The organism is Streptomyces sp. NPDC048192 (assembly GCF_043202415.1).
In the GTDB taxonomy this organism is placed as follows: domain Bacteria; phylum Actinomycetota; class Actinomycetes; order Streptomycetales; family Streptomycetaceae; genus Streptomyces.
The window spans coordinates 351,815-376,953 of record NZ_JBIDAL010000002.1; the positions used below are offsets into that span (position 1 = coordinate 351,815).

Below are 25,139 nucleotides of genomic sequence, written 5' to 3' on the forward strand. Positions count from 1 at the left end.
TCGCCGCCCCGCAGATCGGCTCGCCGGTTCCCCCTCGGCACCCCCCCTTCAGCTCGTCGGTTCCAGTTGGGCGTCCCGGCGCACCAACGCGGCATAGCGTCCGTCCCGTTCCAGCAGTTCCTCGTGGCTGCCGCGTTCGGCCACGCGTCCGGACTCGAGGACCACGATCTGGTCGGCGCTGCGGATCGTTGACAGGCGGTGGGCGATGGTGATCGTCGTCCGGTCGGCCGACAGCGCGTCGATCGCCTCCTGGACGGCGGCCTCGGTGCGGGTGTCGAGGGCGCTGGTCGCCTCGTCCAGGATGAGGACCGGCGGATCGCGCAGGATCGTGCGGGCGATCGCGAGGCGCTGCTTCTCGCCGCCGGAGAAGCGGTGGCCGCGTTCGCCGACCACGGTGTCGTAGCCGTCCGGCAGCGCGGCGATGTGGTCGTGGATCTGCGCGGCTCTGGCCGCGGCCCGCAGTTCCTCGTCGGTGGCGTCCGGCTTGGCGAAGCGGAGGTTGTCGGCGACCGAGGCGTGGAAGAGGTACGTCTCCTGCGAGACGACGCCGACCGCGCGGGCGAGGGTGTCGAAGTCCAGGTCCCGGACATCGACGCCGTCCAGGGTGACGCGGCCGCCGGTGACGTCGTAGAGCCGGGGCACCAGATAGCCGAGCGTGGACTTGCCGGCGCCGGTCGGGCCGACGACGGCGAGGCTGCCGCCGGCGGGCACGGTGACGTCGATGCCGTCGAGGACGGGGCGCGCCGTGTCGCCCTTGTCGTAGCGGAACTCGACGTTCTCGAAGCGGACCTCGCCCTTGACCTGGTCGAGGTGGACCGGCTTGTCCCGCTCGGTGATGTCGATGGGCAGGTCGAGATACTCGAAGATGCGCTGGAAGAGCGCGAGGGAGGTCTGGATCTGGACGCCGGTGGCGAGCAGGCTCACGGCGGGGCGGAACAGGCCCTGCTGGAGCGAGACGAAGGCGACGATGGTGCCGAGCGAGACCTTGGGGCCGCCGAACTGCAGGGCCAGGCCCGCCGTCCAGTAGATGATCGCGGGCATCGCGGCCATGACGATGGTGATCACGGCCATGCGCCAGCGCCCGGCCATGTTCGACTTCACTTCCAGGTCGACCAGTCGCTCGGACTCCTCGGCGAAGGACGCCGTGAGCGAGTCGGAGCGGCCCATGGTGCGGCCGAGCAGGATCCCGCTGACCGAGAGCGACTCGGTCACGGTGGCCGCCATGGCGGCCATCTGCTTCTGCCGCTGCGTGGTGATCTTCTTGCGTTCGTTGCCGACGCGGCGGCTGATCCACACGAACACCGGCAGCAGGAGCAGCGAGACGACGGTGAGCCGCCAGTCGAGGGCGATCATCGCGACGATCGTGGCGACGACGCTGGTGGCGTTGGAGACCAGGGAGGTGGCGGTGGAGGTGACAGTGGCCTGCATGCCGCCGATGTCGTTGGCGATCCGGGACTGCACCTCGCCGGTGCGCGTGCGCGTGAAGAAGGCGAGCGACATGCGCTGCAGCCGGCCGTAGACGGCGGTGCGCAGGTCGTGCATGACGCGTTGGCCGACGGTGGTAGAGATCAGCGTCTGGAGCACGCCGAAGACGCTGGAGAGCACGGCGCTGAGAATCATGCCGAGGGCGAGCAGGCTCAGCAGGCCGGTGCGGCCGTGCGGGATCGCGACGTCCAGGGTCTCCTTGAGCAGGAACGGCGTGGCCACCGACACCAGCGAGGAGGCGCCGACCAGCAGGCCGACGATCGCGAGCCGCCCGCGGTAGGGACGGAAGAGTTTCAGGATGCGGCGCACCTGCCGGGGCTGTTCCTTGGCGTCGGCAGGCGGGGTCCAGGACGGTGCACGGTCGGGATGCATGGGCTCCTACGGAGGTGACGGGCGCCGGCCGGAGACCGGCCGACGATGACGAACGGATCGTAGCTCATTGTTACCTATACTCACAATGAACGGCATCCTGATATTGTTCCCGCATGACCATCCCGGATTCCGACGGCCTGCTCGCCGAGCAGTTGTTGCGGCTGACCCGCCGGGTGCACCGCATCCAGAAGCGCCATCTGGAACGGAACGACGTGGGTGTCACCCCGGCCCAGTCCCGGCTGCTGCGCACCCTCGCGCACTACCCCTCGCCCCCGCGCATGGCCGATCTCGCCGAGCGCCTGGAAGTGGTGCCCCGTGCGGTCACGACGCTGGTCGACGGGCTGGAGGCGAGCGGGAAGGTACGGCGGGTGCCGGATCCGGCGAACCGGCGGGTGACCCGCATCGAGCTGACGGACGAGGGCCGTACGACCCTGCGCGAGCTGCGCGGCGCCCGCCGCTCGGCGGCCGAGGAGATCCTCGCGCCGCTGACCGAGAAGGAGCGCCGGGTGCTCGGCGTCCTGCTGGAGGCCCTGATCGAAGGAGACGGAACAAAGAGCTGCTGAACCGCCGCGGGCCGCGCACCACCCGGTGCACGGCCCGCCGTCGTGCGTCGACGCGCTCGTGCACCTCGTCACGACGGTGCCGGTCGCAGCGCGCGCCGCGACATTCCGCACGCCGCGCTCAGCAGCGCCGGTGGTCCTCCGTCAGCACTCCTTGCACCGTGGTCAGCGAACGGTCGTAACAACCGCCCGAGCCGTACAGCCGGTACCGCTCACTCGACGTGCCGACCGCATGCCGCTGGTCGCGCGGGACGCCGATCGTGTAGGCGGCGTCACCGCTGTAGGTGTCGTCGAGCCGCGACCACGCGGTGCGCCGGCCGTCCCGGAGTTCCGCGAACGACGCGCGGTCGCCGAGGGTCAGCACGGTGCGCAGCCGGTCGTCCGCGCCGATGGTCGTCGCGCCGTTCATGGTGTACGTCCGGTGGGTGCGCGTCGTCCGCGCGGGACCGTCTCCTGCGACGGCGACCGTCTGGTCGTCGGTCCAGGTCGCGTCGAGTCCGTCCGTGTTCTCCCCGTCGGTCCAGCGGTGGACGGAGGTGTCGGCGAGCGTCCGGGTGACGGTGGTGGTCACGCGGCCGTGCGAGGTGTCGAGGTATCCGGAGACGGTGAGCCGGTGTCCGGCCCGGGTGTCGACACGGTTCTGTGAACCGGGAGTGTAGGTCGAGGTGTTCGCGATGTCCGTGGCCCTGTCCTCGGTCAGCGCTCCCGTCAGCTGCGCGCGGTGGGAGTCCTGCCAGACCAGGACGTTCACCGGCGCGCTCCACCCCGGCTGCCCCGCGGGCACGCCGACGACGGAGACGTCGACGCGGTGCGGTCGGCCGTCGTCGAGCAGGCTCGCGAAGGGCGTGAGGTCGTAGGTGATCGGCCGGACGTCGAAGGCGCCCGGCGCCGGGATCACGTACCAGAGGAACGGATTGGACCAGCCGCCGGTCCAGACGTTCGGGAACGGCGCGGCGATTCCGGCGAGTTGTCCGTCGACCTTGATCTGAACCTCGCGGTAGGGCCCGTGATCGGCCTTGCAGGAGTACGACGCCGGATCGGCCACGGTCAGATACCAGAACTCCTCGCAGCCTCCGCCGGAGCCGGTCGCGTAGACCTCGGCGAGGATCCGCTCGCTGTTGCGCGGCGCGGTGAGGGTCGTACCGTCGGGCGTGTCGGCGAGCGTGAGCACGCGGTCGGGGGTCCGCTCCGCGGGGCGGCCCACGGAGAAGGTGAGGGTGACGTGCACGTCGATCACGCCGGTGTAGGTGTCGTCGACGACGTTGCCGATCAGCATCTCGACGTCCTGCGGGCTGCGGAACGTGTCGCTGTAGCGGGTGACGTCCTTCTCGACGTGCCACTCGATGCCGTCCGGCGAGGGCTCTGGGGTGGAGGTGCGCAGGATCTCGACGCCGCCCACGTGCAGATAGCCCAGGCGGTCGTACTGACGGCCCTTCACCTTGCCGTCGAGCCGCAGGACGACCTTGCTCCAGTGGTCGCCGCAGCCCTGGGGCGGGGTGTACGCGCCCCGGTACGGCGTGAAGTCGCGGAACTGGGCGTCGGCGAGGTTGACCTGGCAGGACTTGGCGTGCGGCGGTTCGACGGGCGGTGCCGCCGTGACCGGGTCGTGCCAGTCGGTGCCGAACTCGGCCGGGACGTCGGCCGCTTGGGCCGCCGCGGCTCCCGTGCCGAAGAGGGCGCTCGCCAAGAGGGTCGCTCCGGCAAGCATGGACATGACTATCCGTCTTCTCATGGCCGGTGTTCTACGGGGAGTCGGGGCCGGCCGCAATGACGCCTCCGGAACAAGGGCGCGATCGGGCCCGGCCGGGCCGCGCGCTTCCGGCGTCTTCGCGGCGGTGCCGCCGGCCGTGGCAGCTCCGCCGGTGGTGGAGGCGTCCGTGCGTCAGACGCGCAGTTCCTCCCGGTCGCCCATCACCGCCACCGGATGCCGGGCCGGGTCGAGGGTGCGCAGCAGGAACTCCATGGCGTCCTTGGACAGGCTGACGCACGCGGACGTGCCGTCCCCGTGGTCGAGGTGCAGCCAGATGCCGCCGCCCTTGTCGTCGCCCTGGGGGCGGGTGGGATCGTGCGGCGGAGTGCCCGGGACGCGGTTGTAGTCGATGGCGATGACGTAGTCGAAGTCGTGCTGATGCGCCTCGCCCCAGTCGTTCGGCGGCGCGTAGGCCTCCTCGTCCTGGTCGTACGGCAGCCGGGTGCCGGGGTCGGCGAGCACACCGCCTGCGTCGGAGAGGCCGAACACGCCTACGGGGCTGCGCTCGTCACCCAGATGGTGGTCCGTGGTCCAGCCGTTCCGGCCATTGTGCGCGGGCCACCGGGCCACCGGCCGCCACCGCGCGCCCTGCCGTGTGTACAGCACGGCGGTGGAGTCGGGCGAGTCCTCGCCCTCGCCGTACACCGCGAGGACCTGGCCGGAGTCACGGGGGATCTCCTGCAGCAGCCGGTCGCCGATGCCCGGGATGCGCGTCGGGTCGGCGATGGGTGCGGTCGGCGCCGCCGGGCTTCGGGAGGCCTGGCCGCGCGGGCCCTCCCCGCCGACGCGAACGGGTCCGGACGCGTGGTTGCCGCACGCCGGCACCGTGGCCAGCAGAGCCCCAAAAGCCGTCACCGCAACCGTCATTCGCCGCACGCCGTGGATCTTCACCCGGCCATCCTCGCACCACGTACCGGGCATTGTGCGATCTTCCAGACATTCGGGTGACGGCCGTCATGCGTGCGGTCGACCGGCTGGACAGCTGGCCGGTGAAGCCCGGCCGGGGCACCCGCGACGGCGCCGGACGCGGTGGCCGGAAGCCGGGGGGCTTCGGCCTCCGCCGGGAAAACCGTTTGAAATTCACCACCCGGCGAGGCGAACCTTTCACGGCCTGTCACCGCTTCCCGCCGCCCTCCCCTCACCCCTCCTCCCCTCACCCCTCCTCCTCACCGCTCCTCGCCTCTCCTTCCTGATCCCTCCCTGACACGAGCCACTGGGACGCCATGCAGATTCAAGACCTTCCGTACTCCGATCCGGGCGTCCCGGACGCGCGTTCGGGCCCCCGGTTCCTGTGGTGGCTCTGGCGCAATCAGTTGGGCGGGCAGCTGAAGTCGCTCGCCTGGGGCCTGCTGCACTTCGTCTCCGTCTCGGCCCTGCCCTTCTGTGTCGGCCTCGCCGTCCAGGCCGTGGTCGACCGCTCCGGCAGCCGGCTGGCCCTGACGGGCGGTCTGATGCTGCTGTGCGGCACGGGCATCGCCGTCGGCGACACCTTCCTGCACCGGGCCGCAGTGACCAACTGGATCACGGCGGCCGCCCGCGTCCAGCAACTGCTGGCCCGCAAGGCCGCCGAGCTCGGCTCCGCCCTGACCCGGAGGGTCGCCGCGGGCGAGGTGGTGGCGGTCTCCACCGGTGACGTGGAGAAGATCGGCTGGTTCGTCGAGGCGGTCTCCCGGTTCACCGCGGCCGCCCTGACCGTCGTCGTGGTCGGCGTCGGACTGCTCGTCTACCAGCCCGCCCTGGGGATCGTCGTCGCCGCCGGACTGCCCGTCGTGGCGCTCGCGGTGCTGCCGCTGCTGCCCCGGGCCACCCGCCGCGCCGACGTGCAGCGCGAGAAGGCGGGCCGGGCGACCGAACTGGCCTCGGACACGGTCGCCGGACTGCGGGTGCTGCGCGGCATCGGCGGCGAGGAACTGTTCCTCGACCGCTACCGCCGCGCCTCGCAGGAGGTGCGGCACGCCGCCGTGCGCAGCGCCCGGATGTGGTCACTGATCTCCGCCGTCCAGGTACTGCTGCCCGGGCTGCTGCTCATCGCCGTCGTTTGGCACGGCATCGGCCTGGCCCGCCAGGGCCGGATCACCGTCGGTGAACTCGTCACCGTCTACAGCGCGGTGATGGTGCTGAACTATCCACTGCGCCACTTCGAAGAGATCGCGATGGCCTACTCCTTCTCCCGGCCCTCGGCCAAACGGGCGGCCCGCGTGCTGACGCTGCAGCGGTCCACAGCCACCGCGGGCACCCGCGAGGCGGAGCTGCCGGGCGGCGACCTGTACGACCCCGTCACCGGTCTGCTCGCGCCGGCCGGCCGTCTCACCGCCGTGGTCTGCGGCGATCCGGACGCGGCGGGCAGGCTTGCGGAGCGGCTGGGCGGCCACCCCACCGAGCCGGGCCGTTCGGTGCTGCTCGGCCAAGTGGCCCTGGACGAACTCCCCCTGGACAGCGCCCGCACCGCCGTCCTCGTCCAGGACAAGGATCCGGTCCTGCTGTCCGGCACGCTGCGCGACCTGCTCGACGTGCCCTTCTCGGGAGCCGTGCGCGCCACGGACGCGCTGGCCGCGGCGCAGTGCGGCGACGTGCTGGAGGCACTCGTCCAGGGAGCACCGGCCGGCGCCGACCCGATGGACGCCCATATCACCGAGCGCGGACGCTCCCTGTCCGGCGGGCAGCGACAGCGACTCGCGCTGGCCCGGTCGCTGGTCACGGATCCCGGGGTGCTGGTGCTGGACGAGCCGACCTCCGCTGTCGACTCGCACACCGAGGCGCGGATCGCGGACGGACTGCGCCAGGTGCGCTCGGGGCGTACGACCGTGGTGTTCACCTCCTCGCCGCTGCTGCTCGACCGCGCGGACCGCGTCGTCCTGGTCCACGACGGCGAGGCGGTCGCGGTCGGCGAGCACCGCGAACTGCTCGGCAGCGAACCGCGGTACCGGGCCGTGGTCACCCGGGAGACGGACGACGAGCAGACGGCGGCCGAAGAGAGCGCCCTGGTCGGCGCGCGCCAGGAACGCGAAGCGATGGAGGAGAGCGCATGATCGGCGTTGCGCCACCGGCGTACGACCCGGCTGCCCCGACGACCGCCACCACCCTGCCCGTCGGCAAGGCCGCGACCGTGCGCGCCTACGTCACCGAGCTGTTCCGCCGGCACCGCCGGGCGTTCCTGCTGCTCATCGGCGTCAACACGGTCGCCGTGATCGCCTCCATGGTGGGTCCGTACCTGCTCGGCGGACTGGTCGAGCGGGTGTCCGACCGGTCCCGGGAGCTTCATCTCGGCCTGACGGCAACCCTGTTCGTGCTCGCGCTGGCCGTGCAGGCGGTGTTCACCCGGCAGGTGCGGCTGCGCGGCGCGATGCTCGGCGAGCGGATGCTGGCCGACCTGCGCGAGGACTTCCTGGTGCGGTCGGTCGGTTTGCCGCCGGGCGTGCTGGAACGGGCCGGCACCGGCGATCTGCTCTCCCGCATCACCACCGACATCGACCGGTTGGCCAACGCCATGCGTGAGGCCGTGCCGCAGCTGGCCATCGGCGTGGTGTGGGCGCTGCTGCTGCTCGGTGGGCTCGTCGTCACGGCGCCCCCGCTGGCGGCCGCCGTGCTGCTCGCCGTCCCGGTGCTGGTGGCCGGGTGCCGCTGGTACTTCAAGCGGGCGCCCTCGGCCTACCGCTCCGAGGCCGCCGGGTACGCCGCCGTCGCCGCCGCGCTCGCCGAGACGGTGGACGCGGGCCGCACCATCGAGGCGCACCGGCTCGGGGACCGGCGGGTCACCCTCTCGGAGCGGCGGATCAAGGAGTGGACCGCCTGGGAGCGGTACACGCTCTGGCTGCGGTCCGTGCTCTTCCCGGTGATCAACGCCGTTCACGTCATCGTGCTCGGTTCGGTCCTCATGGTCGGCGGGGTGTTCGTGCTGCGCGGCTGGATCGGGGTCGGGCAACTGACCACGGGCGCGCTGATCGCGCAGATGCTCGTCGACCCGGTGAACCTGATCCTGCGCTGGTACGACGAGGTGCAGGTGGCCCAGGTGTCGCTGGCCCGACTGGTCGGTGTCCGGGAGATCGAGCCGGACGCCGGCGACGCCTCGCTGGCACCGGCCGGGCGGGACGTGCACGCCGACCGGGTCCGCTTCGGCTACCGGGAGGGCGTCGACGTGCTCCGCACGGTGTCCCTGGAGGTGGCCCCGGGCACCCGGCTGGCCCTGGTCGGCCCCTCTGGCGCGGGCAAGTCCACCCTGGGCAGGCTGCTCGCCGGGATCTACGCGCCCCGGGACGGCCGGATCACCCTGGGCGGCGCGGAGCTGTCCCGGATGCCGGCGGAACGCGTCCGCTCGCACGTCGCCCTGGTCAACCAGGAACACCATGTCTTCGTCGGCTCCCTGCGCGACAACCTGCTGCTGGCCCGCACCGCAGCCTCGGACGCCGAGCTGTGGGCTGCGCTGGACGCGGTCGACGCGGACGGCTGGGCACGGGCCCTGGACGACGGCCTGGACACCGAGGTCGGCTCGGGAGGGCTGGCCCTGACCCCGGCGCAGGCCCAGCAGATCGCGCTGGCCCGGCTCGTCCTCGCCGACCCGCACACGCTGGTCCTCGACGAGGCGACCTCGCTCCTCGACCCGCGCGCGGCCCGGCACCTGGAACGCTCCCTGGCCCGCGTCCTGGACGGCCGCACCGTGGTCGCCATCGCCCACCGCCTGCACACCGCGCACGACGCCGACGTGATCGCCGTCGTGGAAAGCGGCCGCATCAGCGAGCTGGGCAGCCATGACGAGCTGGTCGCGGCGGACGGCGCGTACGCGGCGCTGTGGCGGTCCTGGCACGGCTGAGGCTCCGGCGAGGTCCGGATGCCCGGCACCGAGACGCTGCACCGTCCGGCCACGGCCACCGGCATCCGGCCCGGTCAGGGGCTGGACGCTCGCGCTCTCGGCGGGGCCTGCCAACGCTCCCTGCGGCGGGGCTGCGGCCGCCCCCGCCGGCCCCGCGGGCCGAGCGGCCGCGCGCCCCGGCCGGGAGGCCGGATCCGGCGGCACCGCGGGCAGACGTGGAGGACGGGCCGCCCGCGGCGAGCACGGAGGCGCGTCCGCCGGCTCGCCCGGCCGCCAGGTCATGGCGTGCGAGCGCCCATGAGACCCGCAGTGGTGCCGGTGTCCCGGCCCGGGGAGCAGTCGGCGCTCGTGCCAGTGGCCAGGCCGCAGCGGTGACCCGCGCCCGTGCCGTTGCGCGGTCCGGACCTGGGGTGGAAGTCTGGAGAACGGCACAGGCTTGGGAAACGCCCCGCGGCCGCCCGGTTCGCGGCGTGTGACACCCGGGCCGCACGTGCCGGCGACCCACCGCCGCTCACGGCGGCGCACGGCCGTCCTCACCACCTGGAGGTACTCGTGGACAGCGTCGACGGCTGGGGGGACGACGTCTACCAGCCCGATCCCGATCCCATGGAGGTCCGGGAGGACACGGGTGTGCTCGACGCCGAGGACACACTGGAATTCGACGGCGTCGACGATCCGCTCGACCGCGGCTGGTCCCCTCCCGAGCGCCCTTGGGCGGTGAACCACGTCGGGGTGACGGCGGCCGAGCGACAGGCGGGCGAGACTCTCGACCAGCGGCTTGCCGAGGAACTGCCCGATGCGGCCGCCCCCGACGGTGACGACATCGGCGACCACGACACCGACGGGGAACTGCTCGACAACGAGGTCGGCAACCGCCGCTCCGGCCGGCTGGTGGCCCCGGACGAGGGAGCGCACGAGGACGAGGAGCCCGCCCTCGTCGCCACCGACGTCGGCATCGACGGCGCCGCCGCCTCCGCCGAGGAGGCCGCGATGCACGTCGTCGACGAGGACTCCCTGCCCGGCTGATCCGCGCCGCCCCTGCCCGCACGCCCCGCACGAGGAGCCGCCATGCAGCAGGACAAGCACCCCGACTACCACCCCGTGGTCTTCCGTGACCGCGCCGCCGGCTACGCGTTCCTGACCCGGTCCACCGCGCACAGCGAGCAGACCATCGAGTGGGACGACGGCCGGAGCTACCCGGTGATCGACGTGGAGATCTCCTCGGAGAGCCACCCCTTCTACACCGGTAAGGCCCGCACGGTCGACTCCGAAGGCCGTGTCGCCCGCTTCGAGCGCCGGTACGGCGGGGCCGGGGCCGAAGAGACCACCTGAACCGCCGCCCGGCCGGCAGCTCCGGCAGGGCCGCCTCAGATCACGTTGAGCGCCGCCGCGCAGCCCACCCCGCCGAGCAGCATGAACACGGGCATCAGCACCTTCAGCTCCACCCAGCTCCCGGCGCGGAAGCGCATCACCTTGGGCGGGCCCACGGGGTACCAGCGCTTGCGGCCCACAGGGATGGGCCACAGGATCGGGCAGCCCGAGACCGTCAGGGCGTCCCCGATGTCGTGCACCAGGGCGCCGAGCACGATCGGCAGCCCCAGCCACAGGTACTCCTGGCCCGGGGCGGTGAACAGCCAGTCCGAGCCGTTGCCCGGCTTGTCCAGGACGCCCGCGAGGATCCACGCGGTGGTCGCCGCCAGCAGCCAGACCAGGACGTCGCTGCTGGAGCCGCGCGCCGCCCGCCACAGCAGGCCTTCGATCGCCAGCACCATGTGCACGAACAGGATCGCCAGCACCGCCCAGCGGCCCCCCGCGATCGCCAGCGCCGAGCAGCCGGCGCCGATCAGCACCGCCCACACCCAGGTGTGCGTCAGCGTGCGGTGCCCTCCGGAGCGACGCGGGTCGCCCTTCATCCGGGTCGCCTTGTAGACGCCGTACGACAGCTTGTCCACGATCTCGCAGATCCAGCGGGAGAGCGGCCCGAAGGCACGGGAGATCGTGGCCGCCTTGTGGTCGAGGTCCGGGGCGAGCGCGGCACCGGCACAGATCAGGGCGCCGCACAGAAGGACCGGCCAGGGCATCGGATGCCCCGCCGCGGCGGCGGCCGCTCCGACCCCGAGCCAGGCCGCGGCCCCCGACAGTGAGTGTGCTGGTCCCATCATGGCCGCTTCCCGCCCCATTCCTCGTGTACCGCTGTCCAGTTGACCCGGTGCGCTGACCTTGCGCCGGCGCCACAGCGTAGCCGCCGTGATCTTCGTGCCCGCAGCCGATTCCCCTCTCGGGGAGGAGGCCAGGCAAGATGGGGGCGTGACCCTCATCGATCAGCTGCCGCCGACCGCCGACCCCGACGCCCTGTACGAAGCCTTCGAGTCGTGGGCGCAGGAGCGCGGCCTGACCCTCTACCCGCACCAGGAGGAGGCGCTGATCGAGGTGGTCTCCGGGGCGAACGTGATCGTCTCGACGCCCACCGGCTCCGGCAAGAGCATGATCGCCGCGGGTGCGCACTTCGCCGCACTGGCCCGGGACGAGGTCACCTTCTACACGGCTCCGATCAAGGCGCTGGTGTCGGAGAAGTTCTTCGAGCTGTGCAAGCTGTTCGGCACCGAGAACGTCGGCATGCTCACCGGCGACGCCTCCGTGAACGCCGACGCCCCCGTGATCTGCTGCACCGCCGAGGTGCTGGCCTCCATCGCGCTGCGCGACGGCAAGGACGCCGACGTCGGCCAGGTCGTCATGGACGAGTTCCACTTCTACGCCGAGGGCGATCGCGGCTGGGCCTGGCAGATCCCGATCCTGGAGCTGCCCCAGGCGCAGTTCATCCTGATGTCGGCCACTTTGGGTGATGTGTCCTTCTTCGAGAAGGACCTCACGCGCCGCACCGGCCGCCCCACCTCGGTGGTCCGCTCGGCGACCCGCCCGGTGCCGCTGTCCTACGAGTACCGGCTCACCCCGCTCACCGAGACACTCACCGATCTGCTGGAGTCCAGGCAGGCCCCGGTCTACATCGTGCACTTCACGCAGGCGCAGGCCGTGGAGCGGGCGCAGGCGCTGATGAGCATCAACATGTGCTCGCGCGAGGAGAAGGACCAGATCGCCGAGCTGATCGGGAACTTCCGCTTCACCACCAAGTTCGGCCGCAACCTCTCCCGTTACGTGCGGCACGGCATCGGCGTGCACCACGCCGGCATGCTGCCCAAGTACCGGCGCCTGGTGGAGAAGCTCGCGCAGGCCGGCCTGCTGAAGGTCATCTGCGGCACGGACACGCTCGGCGTGGGCGTCAACGTGCCCATCCGCACGGTGCTGTTCACCGCTCTCACCAAGTACGACGGCAGCCGGGTGCGTACGCTGCGGGCCCGGGAGTTCCACCAGATCGCGGGCCGGGCCGGGCGCGCCGGATTCGACACGGCGGGGCTCGTCGTGGCGCAGGCGCCGGAGCACGTCATCGAGAACGAGAAGGCGCTGGCGAAGGCGGGCGACGATCCGAAGAAGCGGCGCAAGGTGGTGCGCAAGAAGGCACCGGAGGGCTTTGTCGGCTGGACGGAGAACACCTTCCAGAAGCTGATCGAGTCGGAACCGGAGCCGCTGACCTCGCGTTTCCGGGTGACGCACACGATGCTGCTGTCGGTGATCGCCCGTCCGGGCAACGCGTTCGAGGCGATGCGTCACCTGCTGGAGGACAACCACGAGCCGCGCAAGCAGCAGCTGCGCCACATCCGCCGGGCGATCGCGATCTACCGCTCGCTGCTCGACGGCGGCATCGTGGAGAAGCTCGACCAGCCCGACGCCGAGGGCCGCATCGTCCGGCTCACAGTCGATCTCCAGCAGGACTTCGCCCTCAACCAGCCGCTGTCCACGTTCGCGCTCGCCGCGTTCGAGCTCCTCGACCCCGAGTCGCCGTCCTACGCCCTCGACATGGTGTCCGTCGTCGAGTCCACTCTGGACGACCCCCGGCAGATCCTCGCCGCCCAGCAGAACAAGGCGCGCGGCGAGGCCGTGGCCGCGATGAAGGCGGACGGCGTCGAGTACGAGGAGCGCATGGAGCGCCTCCAGGACATCACCTACCCGAAGCCGCTGGAGGAGCTGCTCTTCCACGCGTACAACACCTACCGCAAGAGCCACCCGTGGGTCGGCGACCACCCGCTGTCGCCGAAGTCGGTCGTCCGGGACATGTACGAACGGGCGCTTTCCTTCACGGAGCTGGTGTCCTTCTACGAACTGGCTCGCACCGAGGGCATCGTGCTGCGCTACCTCGCCGGCGCCTACAAGACCCTCGACCACACCATCCCGGACGACCTGAAGTCCGAGGACCTGCAGGACCTGATCGAGTGGCTCGGCGAGACCGTGCGCCAGGTGGACTCCAGCCTGCTGGACGAGTGGGAGCAGCTCGCGAACCCGGAGGAGATGACCGCCGAGGAGGCCCAGGAGAAGGCCGACGAGGTCAAGCCGGTCACCACCAACGCGCGGGCCTTCCGGGTGCTCGTCCGCAACGCCATGTTCCGGCGTGTGGAGCTGGCCGCCCTCGACCAGGTCGAGGAACTGGGCGAGATGGACGCCGAGTCCGGCTGGGACGCGGACGCCTGGGCCGAGGCCATGGACAAGTACTGGGACGAGTACGACGACCTCGGCACCGGCCCCGACGCCCGCGGTCCCAAGCTGCTGGTCATCAACGAAGAGCCGGCGAACGGCATCTGGCGGGTCCGTCAGATCTTCGACGACCCTAACGACGACCACGACTGGGGCATCAGCGCGGAGATCGACCTCGCGGCCTCGGACGCCGAGGGCCGAGCCGTGGTCCGGGTCACCGACGTGGGCCAGCTGTGAGCGTTTCCCGGCCGGCCGTGAGCCAACCGGTTGTGAGCCAAGGAGAATTCCATCGATGACGAACCCGGCCGAGAAGCTGGTCGACCTGCTCGACCTGGAGCAGATCGAGGTCAACATATTCCGTGGCCGGAGCCCGCAGGAGTCGCTGCAGCGGGTCTTCGGCGGCCAGGTGGCGGGCCAGGCGCTGGTCGCCGCCGGCCGCACCACGGACGGCGACCGCCCGGTGCACTCGCTGCACGCGTACTTCCTGCGCCCGGGCCGGCCGGGGGTGCCGATCGTGTACCAGGTGGAGCGGGTACGCGACGGCCGGTCGTTCACCACACGCCGGGTCACGGCCGTGCAGCAGGGCCGCACGATCTTCAATCTGACCGCCTCCTTTCACAAGCCTGAGGAAGGACCGTTCGAGCACCAGCTGCCGCCGGTCCGCGAGCTGCCGGACCCCGAGTCGCTGCCGACGGTGTCCGAAGAGGTCCGCAAGCATCTGGGCGCGCTGCCGGAGCAGTTGGAGCGGATGGCGCGCCGCCAGCCCTTCGACATCCGCTACGTCGACCGGCTGCGCTGGAACGCCGAGGAGATCGAGGGGGCCGAGCCGCGCAGCGCCGTGTGGATGCGCGCGGTCGGACCGCTCGGTGACGATCCGCTGGTCCACACGTGCGCGCTCACCTACGCCAGCGACATGACCCTGCTGGACGCGGTCCGCATCCCGGTCGAACCCCTGTGGGGTCCGCGGAGCTTCGACATGGCCTCGCTGGACCACGCCATGTGGTTCCACCGGCCGTTCCGCGCGGACGAGTGGTTCCTGTACGACCAGGAGTCGCCGATCGCCACCGGTGGCCGGGGCCTGGCTCGCGGGCGTATCTACGACCGGCAGGGCCGGCTGCTCGTCTCGGTCGTGCAGGAAGGCCTGTTCAGGGCCCTGTGACGACCGTGCGGCGATCCGCGGGCGGTGTTCGCCGCCGCGCGTGCAGGGCAGCGGGACGCGGGTCTTGCGGGCGATCGTCCGCGGCCGAGTGGCTCACAGGCGCGCGGGGCGGGGGCTTCTCCGCCGCAGCCAGGCCCGCAGACCACGGGTGGGGCGGCTTGAGGCGCGTCCGGCCCGGCGGTTGTCCGGATGGGGCCCGGCAGGTGGAGCAGCCGCCCGCATCACCGGTGCGCCATGCCATGCGAGCGCCCGGCTGACGGGCTCGCCCGCCGGCCGGCGCCGGTCCGGCAGCGGCTCGGGCGCCCGCGCCGCCAGCGGGTTGTCGCCGGGCGCCGCCGAGGCAGGTGCCGCCGGCGCCACAGGCCGTGCGACCGTGGGAGCCATGGGCGGAATGGGCCGTGCGACCGCTCGGCGGACCGGCGCGGCCGCCCGGCGGGGCCCGGGACGCGGGGCCGGTGTGAGAGCGCGGGCCTCCTGCAGCAGATGGGCCAGGTCGCTGCGCAGCCACTCGATCTCGTCCGCGTCCTGCGCGGTCGTGATCTTCTCGACAAGATGCGCGGCGGGCGAGCCCGGAGCGCCCTGGCCGGGTGGTGCGGGCCGGAACCGGTGCAGGCAGGCGCGCTCGTAGGGATCCTTGACGACGTCGGCGATCTCGATGGGCGAGAGGAAGGCGGCGACGGCTCCCGCCCGCACCCACGGGTCCTCGGCCTGGCGCAGCAGGAACCCCAGGTGCCGTCCTCGCCAGTTGCGGGCGCGCAGGTCCAGCCCGGTCTCCAGCTGGCCGCGCAGGTTCTCGGGGGTGCGTCCCCTCAGCAGGTGGGCGTTGCCGGTGTCGGAGACGAACTCCCGCAGGTCCTCCGCCAGATAGAGCCAGACCACGGCCCTGTAGCGGTTCAGATACCACTTCACCGGCACGAGCAGTCCCAGACGGGCGAGGCGGCTGAACCGCCCGACCGGGATCTCCATGAGCGCGGCGCCCTCGGCGGTGCCCACCACCCGCACCCGTCCGCGCAGTGTCTCCGGGTGGTCCTCGTGTGCGCGAAGACGGTCGATCTCGGACCGCTCCACCCTCCGGGTCCCTCCCCCGCCCTCGTCGGGCACGGTCCGGACGAGGCCGAGGTGCACGGCGAGGTCGAACTCCCCTCGCTTGAGGCCGAGTTCCCGTGCGGCGTGGCTCGGTGTGCAGGTGGCGGAGCGGGGCTGAGCGCAGGTGCTGGACGGCATGGTCGTACTCCCCCGTGGAGTCATCGGCGCACACCCTGCGTGTGCGCCGTGCACCCACCGTAGCCGTAACGCCGCACAACGCGTCAGCCCTGTGGATAACTCGGCGGAAGGACGGAACCCGCTGGTCAGGCGTCTGTGATGGGGGCTCGCTCCGGTTGCCTCGCGTCGATGCCGAGGTGTTCGCCTACGCGATGGACGAGCAGCGTCATCTCGTACGCGATCTGGCCGATGTCGGCCTCGGCCGCGCTGAGGACGCACAGACAGCTGCCGGTGCCGGCCGCGGTCACGAACAGCACCGCGTCGTCGTACTCGACCATGGTCTGGCGTACCCTGCCGGCGCCGAAGTGGCGTCCCGATCCCTTCGCCAGGCTGTGCAGCCCGGACGCGACGGCGGCCAGATGCTCGGCGTCCTCCCGGCGTAGTCCCGTGCTCGCGCTCGTGACCAGGCCGTCGTTCGACAGGACCAGCGCGTGCCGCACGTCGTCCACTCGCTCGGTCAGATCGTCCAGGAGCCAGCCGAGTCCCTGGTTCTGCGCCATCTCCGTCTCCCCGTGTGATGTCTCCCCCTGGCTGGAGGAACTCTCCGCCAGCCTTCCCCAGGTCCGGCGTACGGGCAAGCAGGATGGGCGCATGGCACAGAAGATGACCGACGAGGAATGGCGGGCGTTCGTCTCGCACGGCACCAGGACGGGCAAACTGTCCACCGTTCGCGCCGATGGGAGCCCTCACGTGGCCCCGATCTGGTTTCTGCTGGACGGTGACGAACTGGTCTTCAACACCGGGAAGGAAACGGTGAAAGGGCGCAATCTCGCCCGCGACGGACGCGTGGCCCTGTGCGTGGACGACGACCGGCCGCCTTTCCACTTCGTGGTGCTGAACGGCCGGGCACGGCTGTCGGAGGACTTGGCCGAGCTGCGGCACTGGGCCACCCGGATCGCCGCCCGGTACATGGGCGAGGACCGCGCCGAGGAGTACGGCGCCCGCAACGGCGTTCCGGGTGAGCTGCTGGTCCGGGTGACGGTCGACCAGGTGGTGGCCGTCAAGGACCTGGCGGCCTGAGAGGAAGGGCTCAGCCGACCGAGTCCAGCAGCCGGGCGGTGTGCATCCGCCCGGCGTACTCCACGAGCCGGATCAGGACCTCCTTGCCGGAGTCCCGGTCGCGTGCGTCGCACAGCACCACGGGGGTGCCGCGGTCCAGGTCGAGGGCGCGGGAGACGTCGTGGGCGCCGTAGTTGCGGGCCCCCGCGAAGCAGTTGACGGCGACCACGAACGGAATGCTCCGGTGCTCGAAGTAGTCGACCGCGGGGAAGCAGTCCTCCAGGCGCCGGGTGTCCGCGAGGACGACGGCGCCGAGGGCGCCCTGGGACAGCTCGTCCCAGAGGAACCAGAAGCGGTCCTGTCCCGGCGTGCCGAAGAGGTAGAGCGACAGCCCGGAGCGGATGGTGATGCGCCCGAAGTCCATGGCGACGGTGGTGGTGACCTTCTGGTCCACGCCGTCGGTGTCGTCCACCAGTTGCCCGGCCTCGCTGAGGAGTTCCTCGGTGCGCAGCGGCCGGATCTCGCTGACGGCCCCGACCAGGGTCGTCTTGCCGACCCCGAACCCGCCGGCGACCAGTATCTTCAGTGCCAGGGCGGAGGTGTCGCCGACGGCGTCGGAAGTCTCGGTGAGCATGATCACTTCTCTCGGGAGGACCGGCTGCGGTCGGCGTCCGTGTGCTGCGGGCGCGAAGGCAGCATCATGGCAACGAAGCGGGGACTCGGGGCGGTGGGACGGAAAACGCACCTGTTCTGACCGCCTGCGTCCGGTCCGAGGCGAAATCGGCACGGACCGGGACGCGGCGCGGCGCACGGCGGCTTCGGAAAGGTCATCTACAGCGCTCGCAGCCCCTCGATGACCTCGCGGAGAATCCGCTCGTCGGGCAGGTGCGCCGGCGGCACGGGACGGCTGACGACCACGCAGCCGAGTTCCAGGAGGTCGCCAAGGAGCACCCTGACCACGCCGACCGGAAGGTCGGCGTCCGCGGCGAGTTCGGCGACGGACTGCGTCTCGGTGCGGCACAGTTCGATCAGGGTCCGGTGTTCGGGGCCGAGCGCGACATCGTCGAGTGCCGGTGCCGCCGGGTCGAGGCTGACGAGGGCGATCAGGTCGAAACGCACCCCGGTGGGACCCGGCTGGGTGCGCCCGCCCGTCATCGCGTAGGGGCGCACCAGTGGTCCGGCCTCACCGTCGTACCACTGGCTGCCCGGCGGCTCCCACGGGCCACTCTGGTTCTCGTTCATCGGCGCCGCCTTACGGGGTCATCCGGCCGCGGGCGGCTGCGCGACGACGCGCGGCGGCGTGTAGAGGTGTTCGCCGACCCGCTTGACCAGGCGGGCCATCTCGTAGGCGACCAGTCCGATGTCGGCGGTGACGGCGGTGAGCAGGGCCAGGCAGGAGCCGTCGCCTGCGGCGGCGACGAAGAGGAACGCGTCGTCCATCTCGACCATCGTCTGGCGCACGCCGCCCGCTCCGAAGTGCCGTCCCGCGCCCTTGGCCAGACTGTTGAAGCCGGAGGCGACGGCCGCGAGATGCTCGGCGTCCTCCCGGGCGAGGCCGGTGGAGGCGCCGACGGCCAGCCCGTCGTTGGAGAGGACGACAGCGTGCCGCACCTCGCTGACGCGCATCACCAGGTCGTCGAGCAACCAGTCCAGTTCGCCGGAGCGCTGCCCGGCCCTCGGGTTCGGGTCCTGGATCATGCCGGGTCTCCTTCGCTGCTGTGCGTGCCCGCTCCGGGAGCGGGGTCGGCGCCGCGGCCGGGCTGTCTGCCGCCGCCGCGGACCCATCCGTCGCGGTAGGCCGCCATGCGGTCCCGTACCAGTTCGGGGGTGCGCCGTTCGTCGTCGTGCCGTGGGGTGTGCGGTGCGGGTGTCTCGGGGCGCTGTTTGCGGAGCTGGGGGGCGAGGTTGGCCTGGCGCACCCGGCGGGGGAGGTCGTCGGTGTTCTCGGAGTCGCCGGATGGTCGGTGCAGCCGCAAGGTGGTGACTCCGGGGGGCGGGGTTTCGTCGGCGGTCGCGCGCGGGCCCGGCTGGTCGGCCGCGCCGTACGGGCCGGGAGCGGTGGCCGCGAGGGCGGGCCGGTCCGACAGGGCGGCGACGGGCTCCTGGCGCTCGCTCGTGCGGGGCACGCGCGCGTACTCGGGTTCCCGCTCGTGGCGGGCCTGTTCGCCGTGCGAAGAGGCGTGTTCGGCCGCACCGCCGTGCAGCAGGGCGGTGGGCAGCAGGACGACCGCGGTGGTGCCTCCGTAGGGAGAGGTCCGCAGGTGGACCTTGACGCCGTGCCGGGAGGCGAGACGGCTGACCACGAAGAGTCCGAGCCGGTCGCTGTCGAACAGGTCGAGGGCCTCGGACTGTTCGATACGGCGATTGGCCTCCGCGAGGGTGTCGGGGCCCATGCCGAGCCCCCGGTCCTCGATCTCCAGGGCGTAGCCGTTGCCGACGGGTTCGCCGGTGACGCGCACGCGTGTGTGGGGAGGCGAGAACTGCGCGGCGTTCTCGACGAGTTCGGCGAGCAGGTGGGTGAGGTCCGCGACGGCGGCCCCGATGACGCGGGCCTCGGGGAGCTGACGCACCTCCACGCGCGCGTAGTCCTCGACCTCGGACACGGCGGCCCGGACCACGTTGGTCAGGGACACCGGCATGCGCCAGGCCCGCCCCGGCGCGGCGCCCGACAGGATGATCAGGCTCTCGGCGTGCCGCCGCATGCGCGTGGTGAGGTGGTCGAGCCGGAACAGGTCGCCCAGCTCGTTGGGGTCATCCGAGCGGCGCTCCATGCTGTCCAGGAGGCTGAGCTGGCGGTGTACCAGCACCTGGCTGCGGCGCGCCAGGTTGACGAAGACGCCGGAGATGCCGCTGGCGAGTTCGGCGCGTTCCACTGCGGCGTGCAGGGCGGCGCGGTGGACGGTGGTCAGGGCTTCCGAGACCTGGCCGGTCTCGTCGTCGGCGGGTGGCCCGGCGGGCGCCTCGGCCTGGATGTCGATCTCCTCGCCGGCGCGCAGTCTGCGCATCGCTTCGGGGAGTTTGCGGCGGGCGATCTCCAGGGCGTCGTTGCGCAGGCTGACGAGTTCGATCACGAGGCCTCGGCCGATGCGGACGGAGATGACGAGGGAGGCGGCGACGGCGACAAGGCCGAGGAGCACGGCGGCGCCCGCGGTGCTGAGCAGGCCGCGCGTGACCGGGTCGGCGCGGCCTGCGACGGCGCGGCCGGTGTCCGCCGCGATGCTGTGCATCCCGTCCTGCACGCGCTGGTGCGCGGCGTTCCAGGCGGCCGCATCGGCCGCTGCGGCGCCCTGCCCGGAGGCGATGATCTTGTCTTCTGCTGCGCCGAGCGCGGCGTAGGAGTCGCCGGCAGCGAGGTTGTGCCAGGCGGTGCGCTGGGCGTCGGGCAGGTCGGCGACGGCGGCCTCGGTGAGGGTACGGCGCGCGGCGACCGCGGCGCCGAACAGCCGGAGCCGTTGGCCCTGCAGCCGGCCGCTGCCGATCAGGGTGTCCTCCTGGGCCAAGGCCTCGGCGGCCCGGTTGAACTCGAGCAGCACGCGCGCGTCGGAGCCGATGTCGGCCCGCTGGATGCCGCCGAGGGCTCCGTCCACGGCGAAGGCCGCCTCGATGGTCCTCGTGTACTGCGCGTACACCGTGTCCCAGCCGGCTCTGCGGTCGAGCACGGCGGTGCGCAGGGCACGCAGGTGCTCGGCACCGGTGACGAAGGCGCTGAGGCGCCTGGAGACGCCCGCGGGCAGGTCCTCGCTGTCGGCCACGGTGTTGTCGCCGCCGAGGCGCAGCTTGGCCACCGCCCGGTCGGTGCGGGCGGCCGGACCCTGCAGGTCGCTGCCGTCGCCGCCGGGTGAGGTGGCGTGACGCACGGCCGCGGTGCGCTCGGCCTCGAGGGCGGTGACGGCCGCGGCCAGCGGGGTGCGCAGTTCGGCGTCGACGCGCTGGGACTGCCGCAGCCTGGCGACGTCCTGGGCGGTGGTGACGGTGGCGTACCCCCACAGCGCGAGCAGGGAGACGACGGGCACCATCAGCAGACTGACCACCTTGGCGCGCACGGTGCGGGGGCGCAGGCGCATGCGGTCGCCACGCGCGCGAGCCGTGGCGGAGGGTGTGCCGAGCGGGTGGCCGGCTCCCTCGGCGGCGGGCGGTCCGGCGTGTGCGCGGCGGCCGCGCGGAGGGTGCGCGGGAGCGCCGGCTTTCGGGCTGGTACGGGGTGGGCGCATGGCCTCCTCGCTCGGGACGTGGGTCGGGGCGCGCTCTCCGGGCTCCCGCTAGCGGGCGATGCTCTCGACGGGCCGCTGGGCGGAGGCGGAGGCCTCCCGTTCGTCGGCCGTGGGTGAGAGCGCGACGAAGGCGGAGGTGATGAACAGGTAGGACCCGAGGCCGACGGCGAGGGGGAAGATGAACTGCATCGCCGTGGCCCCGGGCAGGGGGTCGCCGGAGGGGTCGACACGCACGCTCACCGCGAACATCCCGGTGTAGTGCATGCTGCTGACGGCCGCTCCCATGAGGAGGGAGGCGACGGTGACCGCCAGGGGCGACTTGATGTTGAGGCCGGCCCACAGGGCCGCGGTCGCCGCCACGACGGCGATCAGCACCGACACGCCGACGAGAACCGGGTCGTACCTGATGTCGCCGTGCAGCCGGACGGCCGCCATGCCCAGGTAGTGCATGCTGGCGACGCCCAGCCCGGTGGTGAGGCCGCCGAAGACGAGCGCCCGGTTGCGGTCGCGGCTGTAGCCGACGGTGAAGACGCCGGCGCAGACGACGGCCATGGCGACGAGCAGGCTGAGGATGGTCAGCGGCACGTCGTAGCGGATGTCGGTGCCGCTCACGCGGAAGCCGAGCATGGCCACGAAGTGCATGGTCCAGATGCCGGTCCCGATGGCGGAAGCGGCGGTGATGAGCCAGTTCCGGCGTGAGCGGCCGGTGGTGGCGAGCGCGCGGACGGTGCAGCGCAGACCGAGAGCGGCACCCGTGCAGGCCATGACGTACGACAGCACGGGGGTCAGCCAGCCGAAGGCGGCGTGGTCCAGGTGTCCCATGGCCAAGGGACGCTAGGGGGGCACGGACGCACACAGGGGGCGCATTTCGAAAGCTGTTGGAATATGACGCACGGATGCGACGGAACGACCGGGTCCGGCCCGAACATGTGCGCCTATGGATCCCCCGCGACGGTGAGGAATCATGCGCACCATGAGCGACGACCACACACATGTGCAGAAGTTCTTCACCGCACGCGCGGCCGACTGGGACAGCCGGTTCCCCGACGACGGGCCCGCGTACACGGCCGCGGTCGCCGACATCGGGCTGCGGCCGGGCGACCGGGTGCTGGACGCCGGCTGCGGCACGGGACGCGCCCTGCCGCCGCTGCGCGCCGCCGTGGGCCCCTCCGGGATGGTGCTCGGCGCCGACCTGACGCCGGCGATGCTCGACGCCGCCGTACGGGCCCGCCGGCATCGGGAGGGGCGGCTGCTGCTCGCGGACGTCACCGCCCTGCCGCTGCGGTCGGCGGCGCTGGACGCCGTGTTCGCGGCCGGTCTCATCTCCCATCTGCCGCGGCCGGAACAGAACCTGCGGGAACTGGCCCGTGTCGTGCGGCCCGACGGCGTGCTCGCCCTGTTCCACCCGATAGGACGGGCGGCGCTGGCGGCGCGCCAGGGCCGCCGGATCACTTCGGACGACCTGCGCGCCGAGCACAACCTCCGGCCGCTGCTGGCGCGTTCCGGGTGGCGCATGACGTCGTACGTCGACGAGGACGCACGTTTCCTCGCTGTCGCGGTACGCGGGGACCGCTCGTCATAGCAGCGAGGTTCGGCCGGGTCAGTCCGTGCCGGCGACGGCCGCCGCGAAGGCGCCGGGGTTGTCGAACATGACGTTGTGCCCGGCGCCGAGCACCGTCACCACGCGCACTCCGGCTGCCTCCAGGCCTTCCCGGCCCGGCAGTTCGCCGCTGTGCTCGCCCTGGAGGTAGACCCGGTCGACGGGCAGCTTCTCCAGGATGGTGCGCATCACCGGGTCGGAACCCCGGCACAGCCCGACGGCGCTGCGGTGCAGGGCGCGCGGGTCGGCCAGCCGCATGGTGGCCGCCCACAGCGGACCGACGCGCTCCAGCACGCGCGCGTACTGCACATTGACGAAATCGTCCTCTTCATAGGAGGCGATTCCGCTGCTGGCGGCCGTGAGCGGCGGGTGGGCGTCCAGGTTCGCCTCGGTGAGCACGAGCCGGGAGGCGAGGTCGGGGCGCCGGTGGGCGAGCACGATGGCCACGGCGCCGCCCATGCTGTGCGCGATCAACTCCGCGCCGCGGACCCCGGCTTCGTCCAGCGCGGCCGCCACGGCGTCGGCGTGCTCCTGCAGCGTGTAGCCGAACGCACCGGGCCGGTCGCTCAGGCCGTGTCCCGGCAGATCCAGGAACAGGCTGCGTCGGCCCGCCAGTTCCGGCCGGGCCGCGATGTGGGCGTGGTACACGGCGGACATCGAGCCGAGTCCGTGCAGATACACCCGCGCCGGCTCCTCCCCCGGCGCCTCGGTCCAGCGGATCCTGCTGCCCTCACGGTCGAACACGGCCTGCTTCACATCGCCCTCCCTGCCACCCTGCGACACGATGACTATACATCGGGGGCGATGTATTACTGCTGCGGCGTATCGCATTGCCGGAGTACCTCGTCCTGCGCGAGACTGCGCTCGTGCTCGAACTCGCCATCCTCGGTTTCCTCTACGACGCCCCGCTGCACGGATACGTCCTGCGCCGGCACATCGCGGCCCTCACCGGGCATGTGCGACCGGTCGCCGAGAGCACGCTGTACCCGGCGATCAAGCGGCTGGAGAAGGGGGGCCTGCTGGTCCGGGCCACCGAGCCGGGTGCCGTGGCGGCACCGCGCCATGTGCTGCGGCTGACCGAGGAGGGCAGGCGTGAGCTGAAGCGCCGGCTCGCCGAGCCCGCGCAGCGCGAGATCACCGACGAGAACCACTGGTTCACGCTGCTGGCGTTCCTGCGGCACCTCGAGGACCCCGCCGCCCAGGCGGCGGTAATGCGCCGCCGGCTGGCCTTTCTGGAGGAGCCGGCGAGCTTCTTCTACGACGGCGACCGGCCCCTGAGCGCCGAGGAGCTGGACGACCCGTTCCGGCGCGGTGTGCTCACCATCGCGCGCGCCACGAGCCGGGCCGAACTGGCCTGGCTGCGCGACACCCTGGCCTCACTCGACGACGTCGCCCGCTGAGGCGCCCCGGTGCCGCACCGGGCAGCCGCGCAGCCCGGGAACCGGCCGGGTGCCCAGGTCGGCCACCCGGTAGCCGTCCGGATAGCCCTTGACCTCCCAGTTCTGGCGTGCGAAATGCGGCGAGCGGCGCGGTGGCAGCAACCGGACCAGCCGGCCACGCGCGCGTACGGCCCGCCGGACCAAGGCCGTCGTCGCCGCGCCGGGCGGCGTGTAGCGGAACGCACGCAGCAGCGGCTCGTCGAGCAGGGCGAGCGTCGCGGTGCGCAGCAACGGAGCCAGCGGGCGCGGATACCAGGACGCCATCAGGGCGAGCGTGGCGTCGGAGACCTCCCGGGACCGCTCGTCCCAGGCGAAGTGCTCCTTCTCGTACGCCTCGAGCAGCTCCTCGAACTCCTCGTAGTTCTGCGGGATTCCGGGGATGCCCATGTGCCGGCCGAGGGTGCGGTAGTACTCGGTGGTGGCGACGATCTCGTGCCGGGACAGGCGCCGCCAGCCGTAGGCGTCGATCCAGCGCCTGGGCATCACCACGAAGGTGCTCAGCACGTACCGCATGTCGTCGTCGCTGATGTCGTAGCTGCGGTGCATCCGGTTGATGCGGCGGATCGCGGTACGCCCCTCGTCGCTGGCGAAGCCGTGCTCGACGACGGTGTCGAGGAGCAGCACGGTGTCGTCGTACCGCTTCTGGGTGCGCTCGGTCAGCTCCGCCGTCTCGGCGAGCAGCCGGCCGATGCTCGGGACGGCGTAGGTGCGGTACAGGGCCAGTTCGAGTGCGCGGGTGTAGTCCCAGGGAAACTCGAAGGCCACGCTGAGCCGGTAGATCTCCAGCGCGTCCGCCACCGGGTCCAGCCGCCGGATCTGCCGGAGCCGCTCGAAACGCTTCACTGCGTCGTCCCCCTTCTGCCGCAGAAACTCCAACTCTACGTTGAAAGGGAGCAGATGAGCGATCGAC

General features: G+C 72.1%; 22 protein-coding genes and 1 pseudogene. 10 read left to right on the top strand and 13 right to left on the bottom strand.

Features of this window, described 5'->3' with window-relative positions:
- Nucleotides 1-48: 48 nt before the first annotated feature.
- Complete coding sequence (locus ACGFZN_RS04470) at nt 49-1,857, bottom strand: ABC transporter ATP-binding protein (RefSeq protein ID WP_393856974.1); 1,809 nt, start codon at nt 1,855-1,857, stop codon at nt 49-51.
- A 113-nt stretch (nt 1,858-1,970) separates the two neighbouring features.
- Between ACGFZN_RS04470 and ACGFZN_RS04475 the strand changes: the two genes are divergently transcribed.
- Nucleotides 1,971-2,420, top strand: coding sequence for a MarR family winged helix-turn-helix transcriptional regulator (locus tag ACGFZN_RS04475; RefSeq protein ID WP_393856975.1), 450 nt, complete (start codon nt 1,971-1,973; stop codon nt 2,418-2,420).
- A 118-nt stretch (nt 2,421-2,538) separates the two neighbouring features.
- On the opposite strand, the gene ACGFZN_RS04480 is transcribed toward ACGFZN_RS04475, so the two are convergent.
- Nucleotides 2,539-4,149: a peptide-N4-asparagine amidase gene (locus tag ACGFZN_RS04480; protein WP_393856976.1), complete on the bottom strand. Its 1,611-nt coding sequence runs from the start codon at nt 4,147-4,149 to the stop codon at nt 2,539-2,541.
- Between the two features lie 150 nt (nt 4,150-4,299).
- Complete coding sequence (locus ACGFZN_RS04485) at nt 4,300-5,034, bottom strand: L,D-transpeptidase family protein (protein ID WP_393856977.1); 735 nt, start codon at nt 5,032-5,034, stop codon at nt 4,300-4,302.
- A 356-nt stretch (nt 5,035-5,390) separates the two neighbouring features.
- Here ACGFZN_RS04485 and ACGFZN_RS04490 point away from each other — a divergent pair, with 356 nt between their 5' ends.
- From ACGFZN_RS04490 to ACGFZN_RS04505, 4 genes are all read left to right on the top strand, one after another.
- Nucleotides 5,391-7,196 (top strand): ABC transporter transmembrane domain-containing protein, encoded by a 1,806-nt coding sequence (locus tag ACGFZN_RS04490; RefSeq protein WP_393856978.1) that lies wholly within the window; start codon nt 5,391-5,393, stop codon nt 7,194-7,196.
- Nucleotides 7,193-8,974, top strand: coding sequence for an ABC transporter ATP-binding protein (locus ACGFZN_RS04495; RefSeq protein WP_393856979.1), 1,782 nt, complete (start codon nt 7,193-7,195; stop codon nt 8,972-8,974). Before ACGFZN_RS04490 ends, ACGFZN_RS04495 begins: the two co-directional genes overlap by 4 nt.
- Nucleotides 8,975-9,526: 552 nt before the next feature.
- On the top strand, nt 9,527-10,000 hold the full coding sequence (locus tag ACGFZN_RS04500) for a DUF5709 domain-containing protein (protein WP_393856980.1): 474 nt from the start codon (nt 9,527-9,529) through the stop codon (nt 9,998-10,000).
- Between the two features lie 42 nt (nt 10,001-10,042).
- A complete protein-coding gene (locus ACGFZN_RS04505; RefSeq protein WP_393856981.1) occupies nt 10,043-10,306 on the top strand; it encodes a type B 50S ribosomal protein L31 in 264 nt (87 codons plus the stop codon).
- Nucleotides 10,307-10,341: 35 nt separating this feature from the next.
- Here the strand turns inward: ACGFZN_RS04505 and ACGFZN_RS04510 are convergent, their stop codons facing one another.
- Nucleotides 10,342-11,136, bottom strand: coding sequence for a metal-dependent hydrolase (locus ACGFZN_RS04510; RefSeq protein WP_393856982.1), 795 nt, complete (start codon nt 11,134-11,136; stop codon nt 10,342-10,344).
- Between the two features lie 145 nt (nt 11,137-11,281).
- On the opposite strand from ACGFZN_RS04510, the gene ACGFZN_RS04515 reads away from it, so the two are divergent.
- Together ACGFZN_RS04515 and ACGFZN_RS04520 are read left to right on the top strand one after the other, a co-directional pair.
- A complete protein-coding gene (locus ACGFZN_RS04515) occupies nt 11,282-13,795 on the top strand; it encodes a DEAD/DEAH box helicase (RefSeq protein WP_393856983.1) in 2,514 nt (837 codons plus the stop codon).
- A 55-nt stretch (nt 13,796-13,850) separates the two neighbouring features.
- The gene (locus ACGFZN_RS04520; RefSeq protein ID WP_393856984.1) at nt 13,851-14,717 is read left to right on the top strand and encodes an acyl-CoA thioesterase; all 867 of its coding nucleotides are present in this window, start codon (nt 13,851-13,853) and stop codon (nt 14,715-14,717) included.
- Nucleotides 14,718-15,080: 363 nt separating this feature from the next.
- Here ACGFZN_RS04520 and ACGFZN_RS04525 read toward each other — a convergent pair.
- Nucleotides 15,081-15,941: pseudogene (locus ACGFZN_RS04525) on the bottom strand (DUF6397 family protein); the annotation flags it as partial.
- Between the two features lie 125 nt (nt 15,942-16,066).
- A complete protein-coding gene (locus ACGFZN_RS04530) occupies nt 16,067-16,480 on the bottom strand; it encodes a roadblock/LC7 domain-containing protein (RefSeq protein ID WP_393856985.1) in 414 nt (137 codons plus the stop codon).
- A 91-nt stretch (nt 16,481-16,571) separates the two neighbouring features.
- On the opposite strand from ACGFZN_RS04530, the gene ACGFZN_RS04535 reads away from it, so the two are divergent.
- Nucleotides 16,572-17,000 carry a PPOX class F420-dependent oxidoreductase gene (locus ACGFZN_RS04535; RefSeq protein ID WP_393856986.1) on the top strand — a complete coding sequence of 143 codons (429 nt, stop codon included), beginning with the start codon at nt 16,572-16,574 and terminating at the stop codon, nt 16,998-17,000.
- Between the two features lie 10 nt (nt 17,001-17,010).
- Here the strand turns inward: ACGFZN_RS04535 and ACGFZN_RS04540 are convergent, their stop codons facing one another.
- The 5 genes from ACGFZN_RS04540 to ACGFZN_RS04560 all read right to left on the bottom strand — a co-directional run bounded on the left by ACGFZN_RS04540 (nt 17,011) and on the right by ACGFZN_RS04560 (nt 22,012).
- Nucleotides 17,011-17,613: an ATP/GTP-binding protein gene (locus tag ACGFZN_RS04540; protein ID WP_393856987.1), complete on the bottom strand. Its 603-nt coding sequence runs from the start codon at nt 17,611-17,613 to the stop codon at nt 17,011-17,013.
- Nucleotides 17,614-17,810: 197 nt separating this feature from the next.
- Nucleotides 17,811-18,221, bottom strand: a complete 411-nt coding sequence (locus tag ACGFZN_RS04545; protein WP_393856988.1) for a DUF742 domain-containing protein — start codon at nt 18,219-18,221, stop codon at nt 17,811-17,813.
- Nucleotides 18,222-18,239: 18 nt separating this feature from the next.
- Nucleotides 18,240-18,677 (bottom strand): roadblock/LC7 domain-containing protein, encoded by a 438-nt coding sequence (locus ACGFZN_RS04550; RefSeq protein WP_393856989.1) that lies wholly within the window; start codon nt 18,675-18,677, stop codon nt 18,240-18,242.
- Entirely contained in the window at nt 18,674-21,190 is a 2,517-nt protein-coding gene (locus ACGFZN_RS04555; RefSeq protein WP_393856990.1) for a nitrate- and nitrite sensing domain-containing protein, read from the bottom strand. Before ACGFZN_RS04555 ends, ACGFZN_RS04550 begins: the two co-directional genes overlap by 4 nt.
- Nucleotides 21,191-21,238: 48 nt before the next feature.
- Nucleotides 21,239-22,012 (bottom strand): MHYT domain-containing protein, encoded by a 774-nt coding sequence (locus ACGFZN_RS04560; RefSeq protein ID WP_393856991.1) that lies wholly within the window; start codon nt 22,010-22,012, stop codon nt 21,239-21,241.
- A 151-nt stretch (nt 22,013-22,163) separates the two neighbouring features.
- On the opposite strand from ACGFZN_RS04560, the gene ACGFZN_RS04565 reads away from it, so the two are divergent.
- Nucleotides 22,164-22,772, top strand: coding sequence for a class I SAM-dependent methyltransferase (locus ACGFZN_RS04565; RefSeq protein WP_393856992.1), 609 nt, complete (start codon nt 22,164-22,166; stop codon nt 22,770-22,772).
- An 18-nt stretch (nt 22,773-22,790) separates the two neighbouring features.
- Here ACGFZN_RS04565 and ACGFZN_RS04570 read toward each other — a convergent pair whose 3' ends face one another.
- Nucleotides 22,791-23,546, bottom strand: coding sequence for an alpha/beta fold hydrolase (locus ACGFZN_RS04570; RefSeq protein ID WP_393856993.1), 756 nt, complete (start codon nt 23,544-23,546; stop codon nt 22,791-22,793).
- A gap of 110 nt (nt 23,547-23,656) precedes the next feature.
- Between ACGFZN_RS04570 and ACGFZN_RS04575 the strand changes: the two genes are divergently transcribed.
- Entirely contained in the window at nt 23,657-24,190 is a 534-nt protein-coding gene (locus ACGFZN_RS04575) for a PadR family transcriptional regulator (RefSeq protein WP_393856994.1), read from the top strand.
- On the opposite strand, the gene ACGFZN_RS04580 is transcribed toward ACGFZN_RS04575, so the two are convergent.
- Nucleotides 24,167-25,072 carry an oxygenase MpaB family protein gene (locus ACGFZN_RS04580; RefSeq protein ID WP_393856995.1) on the bottom strand — a complete coding sequence of 302 codons (906 nt, stop codon included), beginning with the start codon at nt 25,070-25,072 and terminating at the stop codon, nt 24,167-24,169. The two genes, ACGFZN_RS04575 and ACGFZN_RS04580, sit on opposite strands and share 24 nt — an antisense overlap.
- Between the last annotated feature and the right edge of the window lie 67 nt (nt 25,073-25,139).